Raw genomic sequence first — 14173 nt, forward strand, 5'->3', positions numbered from 1 at the left:
GCGCCGAGGGACGGCGATCGGCGGCGTGGCGGCTGCTGCTGCGGGCGGTGGTGCGGGAAACGACGCGGCCGAACCGAGAGCCGCGCATTCCTGGGCTCGCGCCATCAACGGCGTCGCGCTGGGTGCGCCATTTGGCCGCATCGGACGTTCTCGATCGAGATCCCCGAGCTCCTTGAGCAAGGGTTGTCCAGCTGGAGGATTTCCGCCGGTAAAGAATTGAGGGGTCGCGGAGAATCCCGATCTTGCCGCAATTAGCAGGCTGTTCGCCGGTGCTGATCCTGCGCTTGGAATACGAACCTTCCGCGAGTTTCCGTGTTGCTCGCGGCCCTCGTGGAACGCGGCCCCGGCTGAGATGCGGTTATTAATCGGAGATCCGGACTCCGCGCGGCAGCTCGGCTAGGTCGTTCGGAGCGGTGGGTGTCGTTCGCCGAAGTGCTCTACGGCGCAGGCCGGTGCTAACGGCGGCGTGTGCCTGTTCGGGGCCTGCGGGAACGCGCCGCGTACCGCTGAGTGTCCCGCGATTTTCATCGAGGTGACCCTGCCGTAAACCTGAAACGCTTTCACTTTCGGTGGCGGTCGCCCAGATCGCGACGCTGCGTGCCCTCCGCCGCGGCGGCGTTTCGCCATGCATTTCTGAGTGGTTTTTTCCACTGTTGTGGGCGATGTGTGCACTTGATCACAAGCGTGTCCCGAGGGGGTGAGGTTTCCGCTGTTTATTGTGTAGCGTGAGTTGAGTCGATTCGATCGAGCTCCACCTGTCGGAGATTAAAAAGGAACCCGGGTGCGATCAGCGTCAAATGCTGAATGATTGCCTTCAATTTGCGCCCTTGCGCAGGAATCTTCTTAATTGCGAGTGAGAACCCTGGTGGGCTCTAGGAGGAGTGATGACTGTCGACCTCGTGCGGGAATCCGCACTGGCCGGGCGTGTCGTGTTCTGGGAGGAATCCGCGCGGGACGGTGCCCAGGCCAAGACTTTGATGACACCTGAGTTCCGGGTTCACCTGGCCCGCGAGCAAGGGAGGATCTTCGGCGCGGACGGTCCGCGTCACGTGGTTTTCGCGGCCGGTTTCCCCGCAGTGTGCACCGAGGAGTTCGAGGCGGTCCGGAAGGTCGCAGTCGAGGCCGAAGGTGCCGTGAGCGTAGCGGCAGTGTGCCGGGGAACCGCCCAGGACGTGCGGCAAGCCGTGATGTCGGTCCGGGGCACCTCGAACGCGCGGATCATGGTGGTCGTCCCCGCCTCGGATGCCATGGCGCAGATCATGACCCACCGCCCCGCCGCGGAGGCGCTGGCCTCCGGTGCGGACCTGATCCAAGAAGCCCGCGGAGTGGACGACACCGTGGCGGTTGACGTGTGCCTGGCCGACGCCTCCCGCGCCGGCCACGCGTTGATGGCAGAGCACGCCACACGGATGACCGAGGCCGGCGCCGGAGTCGTCATCCTGGCCGACACGGTCGGAGACCAGTTACCTGGCGGTGCCGGCGCGATGTTCACCGCCGTAGGCGCTCAATCGGACAGCGACGTCGTGCTCGGGTCCCACCTGCACAACGACCTCGGGTTCGGCTTGGCCAACACCCTGCTCGCCGCGCAGGCCGGCGTCCGCGTGCTCTCCAGTTCGTGGCTGGGCATCGCCGAGCGCAGCGGAATGGTCACCACCGAACAGTTGTTGTTCCTGCTCGCCTACCGGCCCGACCGCACCGCGGAACTGCTCGGCGATCAGGCCGTTCCCTGGTGGACTGCGCCTGACCTGACTCTCCTGCCCGGGATTGCGCGTTCGGTGTCGGAGGAGACCGGGGTGCCGCTGAGCGTGACCACGCCGATCGTGGGCGATGGGGTGGGCACCATCTCCACCGGTACACCGTTCGTCCACCCGCAGCTCTTCCAGCCCTACGACCCCCGTGAGGTGCTGGGCATCGAGCCGCGCGTGCTGCTCACCCACCTGGCCAGCGCCCGGGTGATCACCGCGGTAGCCGCCCGGCTCGGACACGAGTTGGACAAGCAGCAGGCGAAAGAGGCGTTGAGCTGGGCCAAGAGGCACGCTTACCGGCAGGGCAGCGCGGTAGTGGAGGAGCACGAGTTCGCCGGCTATCTCGAAGGCCTCACCGCCTCGGCCAAGGTGGGTGCTCTGTGAACAACAGTCCCGTCACCGACGTCGACCGCGTCCGCCGAGCACTGGTGCACGGGCGGGCGGCGGTGCTCCCCAACCCCGCGCCGCTGACCTACGTCGTCGCCTCCACGAACCCGAGAGTGGCGAACGAAGCCAAGGGGCGGCCCGCTGACCAGGCCGTCGCGCTGTGGGCCCACCACCCCCGCACCGTTGACACCGTGTTCGAAGCGCTCGATCTGACACCGGAGGCGGCCACCGCGGCTCGCCGCCTCCTGACCGAGGAACGGGTGACGTTCCTCGCGCCCCGGCGTGCTGACCACTCCCCGCCGGCCTGGCTGGAGCCGGCCAGCAGCAACGGCTGGACGATGCTGTTCGGCGCCCGCTGGGAGCCGTTGCTGCCCGTCATCGGCGAACACCCGGTCCTGTACGTCAGCAGCGCCAACCGCACCGGTCACCGACCGGTCTCCTCCGCGTGTCAAGCGAGGGAAATGTTCGCCGCGGAAGTTCCGGTGCTCGACCCGGCCTCGCTCCCCGGATCCGGTGGGGGCGAGGAGCCCCGCCTAGCGGCCACCACCACCGTGCGCCTGCAGTCCGATGGCACCATCGGACTGCACCGAAACGGCGCCCAGGACAGCAAGTACCCGAGCCCGGCCGCTTATCTGGACCACTTGCGCGACTCCTACGGGTTCGCCGTGGACCGGTCGGCCACGGTAGCGCGGGTCTGACCGGCAACCGGATGGTGGTGCACTGGTTCTGCCGGCTGGTCTGGCGACCAGCTAGGAGAATCCGCCCGCCCCGGAGCCCCGGTCGGGCCGTGCTGGACCGCTAGGAGGAGTAACGAAGCTCCTCGCAGAGGGCTGGTCGGCTCGGAGCAACGCGGTCCAACTGGTGCGGGGGCCGCGGCCACCAATGCGCCACCGGAACCCCTTGCGGTTCCGGTGGCGCATTCGTTCGTCCTGGCGTTGTCGAACTCCGCTGTTCCGCCTCGCGGTCTGCTGGGGGTAAAACGCCTTCGTGGGCACGGACGTCCGGCCTGGCCGGCGTCCGGGATTTCCGCGGCGTCCGCGTGCGCCACGAGCCGACGGGCCTCGTCGTGGAGCTGCCGACGGACCAGCCGGCACGTCACCGCTGAACGTGCCGCAGCCGCCCGATTTCCCAGCCCAACGGCTGGTGCGGACGTGCCGAATGGCCGAAGCGCGGCGGGGTGTCCAGGCAGGACGCTGCTGCGGTGGCCGACGCGTACTTGCTCCCGATCCGCACCGCCGCGGTGCTGTTCCCGTTGCTCGCCTTCCTGCTGCTGGTCCCGGTGGCGGTGGTGCTCTACCGCAGGCACGGAGTGATGCGCTGGTGGGCGCTGTCGTTCTACGCGTTCCTCTACTACCTGATCACCGCGTACTGCCTGGTGCTGATGCCGCTGCCCGGCGCTTCGCTGGACGTGTGCCGCGAATACCCGCGGATGCGCACCTGGCAGCTGATGCCGGGCAACACGTTCCGGGACGTGTGGAAGGAGGCGGAGCACCGCGTCACCTTCGGTGATCTCGTGCTGCACAACTCGGCGGTGATCGAGACCGGGTTCAACCTGCTCCTGCTGCTGCCGCTGGGCGTGTTCCTGCGCTACCACTTCCGCCGCGGGCCGCTGGTGTCGCTCGCGATCGCGGCCGGGGTGGCGCTGTCGTTCGAGGTGACGCAGGGGACCGGCGTGTTCGGGCTCTACGAGTGCCCGTACCGGCTGTTCGACGTGGACGACCTGGTGGTGAACGTCCTCGGCGCGATGCTCGGCTGGGTGATCGGCGGTCCGGTGTCCCGAGCGCTACCGGAACTGACCACGTTGGACGGGAAGGTGCTGGCGCGGCATCCGGTTCCGTTCGGCCGCCGGGCGGTGGCGCTGCTGGTCGACCTCAGCGCGACGTTCGTGCTGAGCGGTTTCGGCCTGCTGACGGCGCTGGTCCTGGACCTGCCGCTGTGGCTGCCGCCGTTCGCGGTGCTCGGCGCGTGGTTCGTCGCGCTGCCCGCGTTGACGGGCGCGACCCCGGGAAAGCGCCTGCTGCTGCTGGAACTCGTCGACGCCGAGGGGCGTCGACCGGCGGTGTGGCGCCTGCTGCTGCGGGCGGTGGTGCTGGCGGTGCCGTTCCTGCCGCCGCTGTTGCCCGTGCTGCTGGCGGCGGAACGGGGAGTGTTCGCCGACCTCGTCCGGTTCGCACGGGCCGGGGAGATCGATGCGGACGTGCTGGTCGTCGCGCTGCTGGCGGCGGCGATCGGCTTCGCCTCGCTGTTCCTCGTCTTCGGCTACGCGCTCGTGGCGCGGTTGCACCCGCGGGACCGCAGCGTCCACGACCTCGTCTCGGGCGTCAGCAACCGCGCGTTGCCGCACCACAACGCGGATTCGCGGACGGCTGAGGTCCGCGAATCCGTGTTGAGCGGATGACTCAGGAGTCCAACGCCACCACGAGCCCGCGGAGCTCGTAGCCGCTGATCGCGTCGTTGAACGACACCTGCGGCGGCGACTCCATCCGCACCGGCAGGGCCAGCAGCCGGTGCAGGAACACGTCGGTCTCCAGGATCGCGAGGTGCGCGCCGGGGCACTTGTGCGGCCCGTCCCCGAACGCCAATCCCGCGGCTCCGCTGGGAATTTCCCGGCCGGGGCGCAGTTCCAGCGGTTCGTCGCCGACCTCCGCCCGGTCCGCGTTGGCGTCGTCGATCACGAGTTCCACCGTCGCGCCCGGCGGAATCACGTCGTTCCCGGGAAGGTCCACGGCGGCGGTGGTGCGGCGCCGGAGCCTGCCGATCACCGGCTCCAGGCGCAGGATCTCGTGCAGCAGCCCGAGCCGGTCCGCCTCCGGTGCCGCGAGGTAGCGCTCGCGCAGTTCCGCGTCGGAGAGCAGGTGCCACGCGGCGAGGTTGATGAACTCCCGCGTCGTCACCATGCCCGCGGCGGCGAACGTGATGCACTCGCCGAGGACTTCCGCGGCGGAGCAACCCTCGTCGAGCAGGTGCGAGATCAGATCGTCGCGCCGCTCCCGCCGCCGCTCCCGCACCGCCGGTCGCACGTCGCGGAAGTAGATCGCGCTCCAGTTCCGCGCCTGCCGCCACACCCACGTGAGCCCGGTCAGGCTGGTGAAACCGGGTGCGTCGAACTCCTCCGGGAAGAACCGCTCCAACCGGCCGCGGATGCCGGGGCGGCTCTCGGTCATGCCGATCACGGCGGCGGTGACGCCGATCGAGAGCTCGAACCCGAGGTCCGCCAAGTGCGCCCGCCCGTCCCGGCGCAACACCGCGAGCTGCGCCTCGGTGATGTCGCCCATGAGCTCGCGGTACTGCTCGTCGACGCGTCGCGGGGTGAAGAACCTCGCCGTCTGCCGCCGGTGCTCCCGGTGCTCGGGCCCGTCCCGGTAGAGCACCGGACGCCGGATGCTGGACGGCATCTTCTGCATCGTCTCGATGCCCAGCCCGGCCTGCACGGTGTCCGTGCTGCGCAGCACCGCCCGTGCCGCCGCGTGCCCGGAAATCCGCCGCACACCGTCGGATTCGGCGCCCACTGGGCAGCCGCCCGCATCCGTCCGCTCCACCTTGCGTGCCATGCGACAGCCTCCCCGCAGTGCCGAAACCTTGCGGTCCCTGCGTAGCAGGCGTCGATGCGGGAACCCACTGCCGCAAGCACTTCACCCCCGACCGGCCCAACGGGGCGTGCTCCGTTCGGCGGTGATCAGGCGTCGAAACGGCCATCCTCGGCGGATGCCACGAACGAGACCCGCTGCGCGGTGCTCGCGAGCATGTGGCCCGCCGCGCGGTCCTTGCCGTCCCGCACCGTCGGCGATCCGCACGACTTCGACGCACGCGGTCTGCTGGCCGGAGCGGGTGGACTTCCGCCACCCCGGCACCTGAACGTCCATGAGCCCCACCCCTCTAAGCGCTCGATGCGGGAGGAGATCAAGTCGACTGCCTGCTCCTCGCTCATCGTTTCCCGTCGTTGGGCACCGACCGCCTGGCGGTAGGCGTCGATCGTCGACGGACGGGAGATGAAGACTCCGCTGGCCGGCATTTCCACGTGCACGATCGGTGCGGCCTGCGGGAATCCGAAGAACATGAAGTGCCCGCCGCGCATGGGCGTCCACCGGCGGAGATCGGCCGCGAGGATGCGGATCGAGACGGTGGTCTTCTCCGCCGCCTTGACGAGATGGCGGAGCTGGTCGGCTTGCTCTTCCGCGCCGCAGACCTGGTCGGAGAGGACCTGCTCGGCGGTGATCGCCTCGAAGGCCGTTGCGCTTGTCCAGCAGATCACGGAGACCGCCCGCATCCCGGCCTTCGCCTCGCGCTCGCCGGTCGGGAGATCTCCCATCACCGCCCGGGAGCAGTCCGAAGTTCGCAGAAGTCCGGGGATCAGCAGTGGCGCTACTTCGACGATCTCGGTGGCGGTGCGCTCGTACTCGATCAGCGTCACCAGTTCGTCGCGGACTCCCGGGATCCCGGGCCTGATCCAGTCCGGGGCGTCGGCTTCCCGCGCCATTTCGACCAGGCGCTCGCGCTGACTGCGGAGATCTCCAGCGCCGACAGGATCGAGCTGACGTCGTCGACGGTGATCGACCGGGAACCTGCACCCCGCAAGGTGAACGGACCGTTCGTCCAAGGGGATCGGGCGAACGGTCCGTTCACTCGCGAGAGGTGCCGACACCCTCAGCGCGTGTCGGCGGTTCCGGCTGGGAACTCCTCGGTGCCGAGGACGCGGAGGAGGTCCAGGCGCTCGCGGGACTCGGCGTCGGCGGGGGTGAGCACCAGGAGTTCCTGGCGCTGGTCCGGGGTGACGAGGGTTTCGCAGTCCACCAGCACCGGGCCGACCCTCGGGTGCACCACGGTCTTGCGGTCGGCGCGGCGCACGCCCACCTCGTGCTCGTCCCAGCGGCGGCGGAAGTCCTCGCTCACCGCCCGCAGCCGCTCCACGAACGCCGCGACCTCCGGATCGCCGGAGCGCCTGCCGGCGGTCGCGCGCAGGTCGGCGACGAGCTCGCGGGAATGCCGCTCGCGCTCCTCCGGCAGCTGGGAACCGTCGTCGGGCTCGGTGAACCAGCGGTAGGCGAGGTGGCGGCGATCGCCGGTGAAACCCCTCTGATCGCCCATCAGCAGGACGCCCATCCGGTTCTGCGCCAGCACCTCCCCGAGGTCGGAGAGCACCGCGGCCGGAACGTCGCCGAGCAGGTCGAGCATGCGCAGCAGCCCCGCTCGGGCCATCCTGGCCGCGCTCTCCGCGAACGGAGGATGGTGCCCGGCGAGGTGGAACAGGTGGTCGCGCTCGTCGTCGGTGAGCCGCAGCGCACGGGCCAGCGCACCGATCAACTGCTCCGAGGGCTGGCTGCTGCGGCCCTGTTCGAGCCGCACCACGTAGTCCACGGACATGCCCGCGAGCATCGCCACCTCCTCGCGGCGCAGACCGGCGGTGCGGCGGCGAGGCCCCTCGGCGATGCCGACGTCGGCCGGACGCACCGACTCCCGGCGACGGCGCAGGAAGTGGGCCAACTGCTCGCGCTGCATGCCCCCATGCTCCTCGGCCGTCACGCCGCGAGCCAGGGAGCGGCTCTCCCACGATGAACGCTCGCTCCCACGACACCCCGTCGCGGCCCAAGGTGGACGGCAGGACGACGACAGAGGAGAACACGATGCAGACACGCGACCTGGGCAGCACCGGACCGGCGACCTCCGCGCTGGGGCTGGGGGCGATGAGCATGTCCGGCTCCTACGGCGACGCCGACCGGGCGGAGAGCATCGCCACCGTGCACGCCGCGCTCGACGCGGGCGTCACCCTGATCGACACCGGCGACTTCTACGGAGTCGGGCACAACGAGCTGCTGCTGGCCGAAGCGCTGCGCGACCGCGACCGGGACGGCTACCAGCTGAGCGTCAAGTTCGGTGCCCTCAGCGGACCCGACGGCATCCCCCGCGGCTACGACGGCCGCCCCGAGGCGGTGCGCAACTTCCTGGCCCACAGCCTCACCAGGCTCGGCACCGACCACATCGACATCTACCGCCCCGCCCGCCTCGACCCGGCCGTGCCCATCGAGGACACCGTCGGCGCCATCAAGGACATGGTCGACGCCGGGCACGTGCGCCACATCGGACTCTCCGAGGTCGACGCCGGCACGATCCGCCGGGCGCACGCCGTGCACCCCATCGCCGACCTGCAGATCGAGTACTCGCTGCTGTCCCGCGCGGTGGAAGCGGAGGTGCTGCCGGTGCTGCGCGAACTCGGCATCGGCCTGACCGCCTACGGCGTGCTCGGGAGGGGCCTCATCTCCGGGCACTGGAGCGCGGACCGCAGCGCTCCCGGCGACCACCGCGTGCTCTCGCCCCGGTTCAGCAGCGGCAACGTCGAGCACAACCTCGCCCTGGTGGAGGCCCTGCGGCGGGTCGCGGAAGCCAAGGACCGCACCGTCGCCCAGCTCGCCATCGCCTGGGTCGCCGCGCAGGGCGAGGACATCGTGCCGCTGGTCGGCGCCCGCACCCGCGAGCGCCTGGACGAGGCGCTGCGCGCCGAGCGGGTGCTGCTCACCGCGGAGGACCTGGCTGAGATCGAGCGGGCGGTGCCGCGGGGTTCGGCTCGCGGCGACCGGTACCCGGCGGCGTTCATGGCCGACCTCGGCGTGGGCAACTGACCGCTACTCGACCACGCGGATCATGAACTGCTCCCAGATCTTCTCCGCCGTGGATTCGCCTGCCAGCGGGCGGCCGTCGGCGTCGACGAGCGGATGGGGCTTGTTCTCCGCGTCGGCGGCGCTGAGCACGATCGACGTCGCGTGCCGTGCGGTGAACCCGTTCGCCCACGCCGTCATCGAGTAGTAGCGCCCGGATTCCAGCGCCGCCGCTCGCGGGTAGCTCTTCGGCCAGATCGTGCGGGTGATGTCGCCCGCCGCGCGCCGGGCGTCGCCGTCGAAAGCGGGCCGGGACTCCGGGGTGGTGGAGAAGATCTCGCGGCCGTCCCTGTCGACGATCGCGGCGAGGAAGTGCGGCCGGGCCCGGTGGCCGTCGACGAGCGTGGCGTAGGCGGTCGCGAAATCGGTCGCGCTCAGCGGATGTTCGCCCCTGAGCAGTTCGGCGACCTCGGCCCGGTCCGTCTCGTCGTCCAACAGCCCGAGCCTGGCCGCGGTGTCCCGGACGGAATCCGGGTCGATCGGAAGGACCTGCGCCGACTCGGCGCAGTCCCGCCCGTCGCAAGGCCAGACGGCGGAAGGACCGCCGCGCACCTGGGCCACGCGGACGACGGGATCCACCGCCGTGCCGGGTTGCTGCGGGGCGGCGGCCCAGTCGTAGCCGCCGATGGTGTCGCTGCCGCTGTGGTACGCGCGCACCGCGCCGGTGCCCGGTTCGACGGAGACCAGCGCGGCGTGCAGGTCGGGCCCGCCGACGTCGGCGACCGCCTCCTCGGCGGCCCGCTGGGCGGCGGCGTCCACGGTGGTGACGAGCGCGGCGCCGTTGCGCTGGAGCAGGTCCTCGGTGAAACCGGCGCGTTCGGCTTCCGCCAGCGCGAGCTGCCGGACGTGGTAGGCGGGGCCGGTGGTGTTCTCCTGCTTCCACTCGGTGCGGCCACGGGTCTCGGGCAGCCGCATGTCCGCCGTGGCGTCGACGAGGCCGTGCCGCCGCATCTGCCCGGCGACGTACTCCCAGCGGGCCCGCCCCTGCTCCGGGTCGTACGCCGGGTCGTTCTCGGTGGGGCGCTGCACCATTCCTGCCAGCAGCGCGGACTGGCTCGGGTCGAGGTCGCGGGGCAGCTTCCCGAAGTACGCCTCGGCGGCGGCGTGGATCCCGTAGGCGCCGCGACCGTAGTAGGCGGTGTTCAAGTAGGCCTTGAGGATGTCGTCCTTGGACAGCTCGTTGGTCACCTTGAACGCGAGCACCACCTCCTTGAACTTCCGGGAGTAGCTGTGCTCGTCGGCGCCGGTGGCGAGCTTGATGTACTGCTGGGTGATCGTGGAACCGCCCCCGGCGCTGCCCGTCGCCTGCGCCCACATCGCCCGGAGGATGCCTGCGACGTCGAAACCCGGGTTGCGGTAGAAGGAGATGTCCTCGGCGGCGAGGGTGGCGTCGCGCATCGGCTGCGACACCTCCGCACGCAGGTCTTCCACCATCGTCCGGTCGCCGGAGGACGGCACGATCCGCGTCATCTCGGTTCGATCGGAGTGCAGCACCGCCACGGACTGGTTCGTCTCCGCCGCGATCGCCCGAGGATCCGGGGTGGGCCAGATCCAGTAGCCGATCCCGAAGCCGACGGCGCCGACGAGCAGCACCGCGCCCACGACGCCGAGCACGATCCTGCGCGCCTTCCGCCACGGCCGCCTCGCCCGCCCGGCACCCAGCTCGTCCGCCGCACCGCTCACGCGTCCTCCACTCCCTCGCTCCACCCGGACGACGGCCCTCTCCGGGAAAGGGCCGGCGCCGCGTCGGACCACCGACGTCGATCATTGTCGGACTCGAGGGGGCGCGCCTCGGCCGTTCGGTTCCGGGAAGCGGGTCCGGCATCGGCTGAGCGGTCGGATCTGCACCGCCGCCGGAGGAAGTCGACGAGCCGCCCCCGGGCGCGCTCCGGTTCTGGTTTCCTGATGAGGAACGCGAAACGCGCCGGGACACGGCCGTTTTCGGGGGAGAGGGGCGGGTCGTGGAATCGACGGAGGAACCGAGCGAAGCCGGACGCGACGAGGACGGGCCGGAGGACCGCCTGGCTCGGGACGATCGGAACGTCCACGTCGCCGGCCGCGGCGACGTGTTCGCCTCCGGATCCGTCGTCGGATTCGCCGACTACTTCGAGTACGTCGTCCAGGTCGCGTCCTACGTGGGGGCCGCCGGCCTGGGCGGAGTGATCGGCAACCGCGCGGACGCCTCCACCGTGGCCGCGGCCAGGGCGTTGTTCCGGTCGGGGATCTCGCGCTGGCGACTGCGGCGCGCGGACGCGGCCGACGAGGCGCTCTCCGAGCAGGAGGCCCGCGAAGTCGCCCGCGGTGCCGCACTGACGATGCACTGGGTCGGCGAGGACTCCAGGATGGAGGTCGTGGATTCCGAGCGCCACGGGGATTCCTGGACGGTGCGCCTGCGGCACCGGCGCCGCGGCAGCGCGACCGAGATCATCCACGTGACGGTCGGCTCCGGCGATCCCGAACACGCGCGAATCCTGGTCGTCCCAGGCTAGCGGTCCAGCGGAAGCGGACCGGCTCCCCGACGTTCCAGCACGTCGGGGAGCCGGTCGGTCGGACGATCGGTCACTCGCCAGCCGGGTCCGCGGGGACGGCGGGCGTGCCCGGCCCCAGCTCGACCGGCAGGGGCTTCGCGGGGACGAAGGGCGTGCCGGGCTCCACCGGGACCGACGTCGAGCACTCGACCGGCTGGTCCGGCGCGTCACCGATCTGCTTCGCGGGCTCGGTCTCCAAGCCGGGGGTGCCGCGCTCCAGCGGGATGGACGGCGAGCACCCGACCGGCGGGGTCGGCTCGGTGGCGTCCGACCCGGCGAACGCGACGGCGCCGCCCGCGCCACCGAGCACGATGGCGAGACCGGCAGCGGCGACGACGACCTTCTTGCGCAGAGCGATCATGGGATTGTCCTTTGCTGGTGCGGGAATCCGCCCGGCGTCCGAGCCGCCGGGGGTGAACCTCGGCGGTGTGCCGCGTTCGGAACCCATGAAGCCAGGCCGGGGTTATCGCGGGTGTCTGGCGATCTCCATATGCCCGCCATATGCCCCGGAGCGGACCATGTGCACGCTCCCGGCAGGTGGAGCGCGAGCGGCGGAAAGGGCGTCACGGTGCGGGTGCTGGTAGTGGAGGACGAGGACTTCCTCGCCGAGGCGTTGCGGTCCGGTCTCCACAAGGAGGGCATGGCCGTCGACATCGCCGGGGACGGGAGGGCGGCGCTGGAGAGCGTCGCGGTCAACGAGTACGACGTGATGGTGCTGGACCGGGACATCCCCGGAGTGCACGGCGACGACGTCTGCCGGCAGGTGGTCGCCGAACATCCCCAATGCCGCATCCTGATGCTGACCGCCGCCGGGCGCCTCGCCGACAAGGTCGACGGACTCACCCTCGGCTCGGACGACTACCTGGTCAAACCGTTCGACTTCCCCGAACTCGTCGCCCGGCTGCACGCCCTGCGCCGCCGCGCCACCCCGGCCGCGCCACCCGTGCTGCACCACGCCGATCTCCGGCTCGACCCCGCGCGCCGCGACGCGCACCGCGGCGACCGGCCGCTCCGGTTGACCCGCAAGGAGTTCGCCGTCCTGGAACTGCTCATGCGCGCGGACGGCGCGGTGCTCAGCGCTGAGCAGCTGCTGGAGAAGGCGTGGGACGAGCACGCGGACCCGTTCACCAACGCGGTCCGCATCACGATCTCCACGCTGCGCCGCAAGCTCGGCGACCCGCCGATCCTGCGCACCGCCACCGGAGTCGGCTACTACCTGGGGGCCGTCGCGTGAGCATCTCGGCGACCCTGCGGCACAGCCGGATGTCCATCCGGGTCCGGCTCACCCTCCTGCTGGGCGTGGCGGTGCTGGCCTGCGGGTTGCTGCTGCTGGCCACCGTTTACGCCCTGATGCGCTACGTCCCGCGCTACGCCGCGTCACCGACCGTGCCGCTGCCACGACCGGGATCGCCGTCGGACGGAGCGGTCGCGATCCGCCCCGCCTTCCGCGCGACCATCGCCACCAGGGACGACTTCCTGGACGTGCTGCTGCAGGTCTCCAGCGTCGCGCTGATCGGGCTGGCGCTGGTCGCGTTCCTCGTCGGCTGGATCATCGCCGGGCGCATCCTCGCCCCGGTCCACCGCATCGCCTCCACCGCGCGCACCGTCGCGGGCGACAACCTGCACGAACGCATCCAGCTCGACGGCCGCCGCGACGAGTTCACCGAACTGGCCGACACCATCGACACCATGCTCGACCGGCTGCACACCAGCTTCGAAGCCCAGCAGCGCTTCGCCGCCAACGCCTCGCACGAACTGCGCACCCCGCTGGCCACCACCCGCACCATGCTGCAGGTGGCCCTCGCCCACCCCGCGGACCACGAACTCGCCGCGCTCGCCCCGAAACTGCTCGCCACCAACGACCGCAGCATCGCGACCGTGGAATCCCTGCTCGCCCTGTCCCGAGCCGACCAAGGCATCGCGGATCCGCACCCCGTCGACCTCACCGAAGTCGCCGGGCACGCGCTGGACCAGGTGCGCGACGAAGCGGCGGCGAGCGGCATCGACCTCCGCACCGACCTGCGCCCCGCCCGCGTGGACGGCGACCAGGACCTGCTGCACCACCTGGTGATCAACCTGCTGCAGAACGCCGTCCGCCACAACCACCCCGGCGGCAGCGCGCACCTGGCCATCGCGGCGTCGGACGGCACGGCGACCATCCGCGTCACCAACACCGGCGAGCGCATCCCCGCCGAAGCCGCCGACCGGCTCTTCGAGGCGTTCCACCGCCACCGCACCCGCACCCGCTCCCGAGGTCACGGCCTCGGCCTCACCCTCGTCCGCGCCATCGCCGGAAGCCACCACGGCACCGCCACCGCCGCCGCCCGCCCCGACGGCGGGCTCGCGGTCGCCGTCGACCTGCCGGAAGCTGCACCTCGAACACCGGAGCGCCCCCCTTCGTGAGAGCTCCGCGCCAGACGGGCACGAACGTTCGCCGAGCAGGAAGCGACGCCGATCAGTCAGGTTCTTCCGCGCTCCGGCTGATCACCTCGACGACTTGATCCCGGCCGAACACGTGGTTCCCACCCCCACCGGCGGCTTCGACCGCGGTCACCTGGGCACCACCCGAACGGTCATCTCGACGGACATCCGAGATCCGGTGTCGATCAGCGGGCGCTTGGTCCGCCGCGACGATCGTTTCGCCACGCGCGGGGGAAGAGGCAAGCAGGAGGGCCTGGTGCCGGTTGCGGGGTGCAGTGTCGGGGACCTTCGCCCCAACGGCTCCCCGCGTCTCCCACCAGCAGTAATGCGCCCCCGGCAGGATTCGAACCTGCGACACCGGCTTTACAGCTCGTTTCAGAATGATCGGCGTGTCTGATGGCGATGTTTGATCGACTCGGTGCATGGTCTCGGCATGATCGAG

Annotated in this window: 13 protein-coding genes; 7 read left to right on the forward strand and 6 right to left on the reverse strand. The window is 70.9% G+C overall.

The window, feature by feature from the left end; all coding sequences use genetic code 11:
• Nucleotides 1-884 precede the first annotated feature (884 nt).
• From OOZ19_RS02490 to OOZ19_RS02500, 3 genes are all read left to right on the forward strand, one after another.
• Nucleotides 885-2129: a hydroxymethylglutaryl-CoA lyase-like TIM-barrel protein gene (locus tag OOZ19_RS02490; protein ID WP_266087685.1), complete on the forward strand. Its 1245-nt coding sequence runs from the start codon at nucleotides 885-887 to the stop codon at nucleotides 2127-2129.
• Entirely contained in the window at nucleotides 2126-2830 is a 705-nt protein-coding gene (locus OOZ19_RS02495) for an L-threonylcarbamoyladenylate synthase (RefSeq protein WP_266087687.1), read from the forward strand. Before OOZ19_RS02490 ends, OOZ19_RS02495 begins: the two co-directional genes overlap by 4 nt.
• Nucleotides 2831-3333: 503 nt before the next feature.
• Nucleotides 3334-4530 carry a VanZ family protein gene (locus tag OOZ19_RS02500; RefSeq protein WP_266087689.1) on the forward strand — a complete coding sequence of 399 codons (1197 nt, stop codon included), beginning with the start codon at nucleotides 3334-3336 and terminating at the stop codon, nucleotides 4528-4530.
• A 1-nt stretch (nucleotide 4531) separates the two neighbouring features.
• Here the strand turns inward: OOZ19_RS02500 and OOZ19_RS02505 are convergent, their stop codons facing one another.
• From OOZ19_RS02505 to OOZ19_RS02520, 3 genes are all read right to left on the reverse strand, one after another.
• Nucleotides 4532-5683, reverse strand: coding sequence for a cytochrome P450 (locus tag OOZ19_RS02505; RefSeq protein WP_266087691.1), 1152 nt, complete (start codon nucleotides 5681-5683; stop codon nucleotides 4532-4534).
• Nucleotides 5684-5808: 125 nt separating this feature from the next.
• Nucleotides 5809-6609 carry a DUF5753 domain-containing protein gene (locus OOZ19_RS02515; protein ID WP_323055085.1) on the reverse strand — a complete coding sequence of 267 codons (801 nt, stop codon included), beginning with the start codon at nucleotides 6607-6609 and terminating at the stop codon, nucleotides 5809-5811.
• Between the two features lie 167 nt (nucleotides 6610-6776).
• Nucleotides 6777-7628, reverse strand: a complete 852-nt coding sequence (locus tag OOZ19_RS02520) for a helix-turn-helix transcriptional regulator (RefSeq protein ID WP_266087695.1) — start codon at nucleotides 7626-7628, stop codon at nucleotides 6777-6779.
• A gap of 125 nt (nucleotides 7629-7753) precedes the next feature.
• Here OOZ19_RS02520 and OOZ19_RS02525 point away from each other — a divergent pair, with 125 nt between their 5' ends.
• On the forward strand, nucleotides 7754-8746 hold the full coding sequence (locus OOZ19_RS02525; RefSeq protein WP_266087697.1) for an aldo/keto reductase: 993 nt from the start codon (nucleotides 7754-7756) through the stop codon (nucleotides 8744-8746).
• A gap of 3 nt (nucleotides 8747-8749) precedes the next feature.
• Here the strand turns inward: OOZ19_RS02525 and OOZ19_RS02530 are convergent, their stop codons facing one another.
• Nucleotides 8750-10465 (reverse strand): transglycosylase domain-containing protein, encoded by a 1716-nt coding sequence (locus tag OOZ19_RS02530; protein WP_266087699.1) that lies wholly within the window; start codon nucleotides 10463-10465, stop codon nucleotides 8750-8752.
• Between the two features lie 278 nt (nucleotides 10466-10743).
• On the opposite strand from OOZ19_RS02530, the gene OOZ19_RS02535 reads away from it, so the two are divergent.
• Nucleotides 10744-11271 (forward strand): hypothetical protein, encoded by a 528-nt coding sequence (locus OOZ19_RS02535; protein WP_266087701.1) that lies wholly within the window; start codon nucleotides 10744-10746, stop codon nucleotides 11269-11271.
• A 70-nt stretch (nucleotides 11272-11341) separates the two neighbouring features.
• Here the strand turns inward: OOZ19_RS02535 and OOZ19_RS02540 are convergent, their stop codons facing one another.
• Nucleotides 11342-11671, reverse strand: a complete 330-nt coding sequence (locus OOZ19_RS02540) for a hypothetical protein (protein WP_266087703.1) — start codon at nucleotides 11669-11671, stop codon at nucleotides 11342-11344.
• Nucleotides 11672-11878: 207 nt separating this feature from the next.
• Here OOZ19_RS02540 and OOZ19_RS02545 point away from each other — a divergent pair, with 207 nt between their 5' ends.
• Together OOZ19_RS02545 and OOZ19_RS02550 are read left to right on the forward strand one after the other, a co-directional pair.
• Entirely contained in the window at nucleotides 11879-12544 is a 666-nt protein-coding gene (locus tag OOZ19_RS02545) for a response regulator transcription factor (protein WP_266087705.1), read from the forward strand.
• Complete coding sequence (locus OOZ19_RS02550; protein WP_266087707.1) at nucleotides 12541-13713, forward strand: sensor histidine kinase; 1173 nt, start codon at nucleotides 12541-12543, stop codon at nucleotides 13711-13713. The genes OOZ19_RS02545 and OOZ19_RS02550 overlap by 4 nt, the downstream gene beginning before the upstream one ends.
• Nucleotides 13714-13765: 52 nt before the next feature.
• On the opposite strand, the gene OOZ19_RS02555 is transcribed toward OOZ19_RS02550, so the two are convergent.
• On the reverse strand, nucleotides 13766-14173 hold a 408-nt coding region (locus tag OOZ19_RS02555), incomplete at its 5' end, for a hypothetical protein (protein WP_266087709.1).

This window comes from Saccharopolyspora sp. NFXS83, assembly GCF_026241095.1.
In the GTDB taxonomy this organism is placed as follows: Bacteria; Actinomycetota; Actinomycetes; order Mycobacteriales; family Pseudonocardiaceae; genus Saccharopolyspora_C.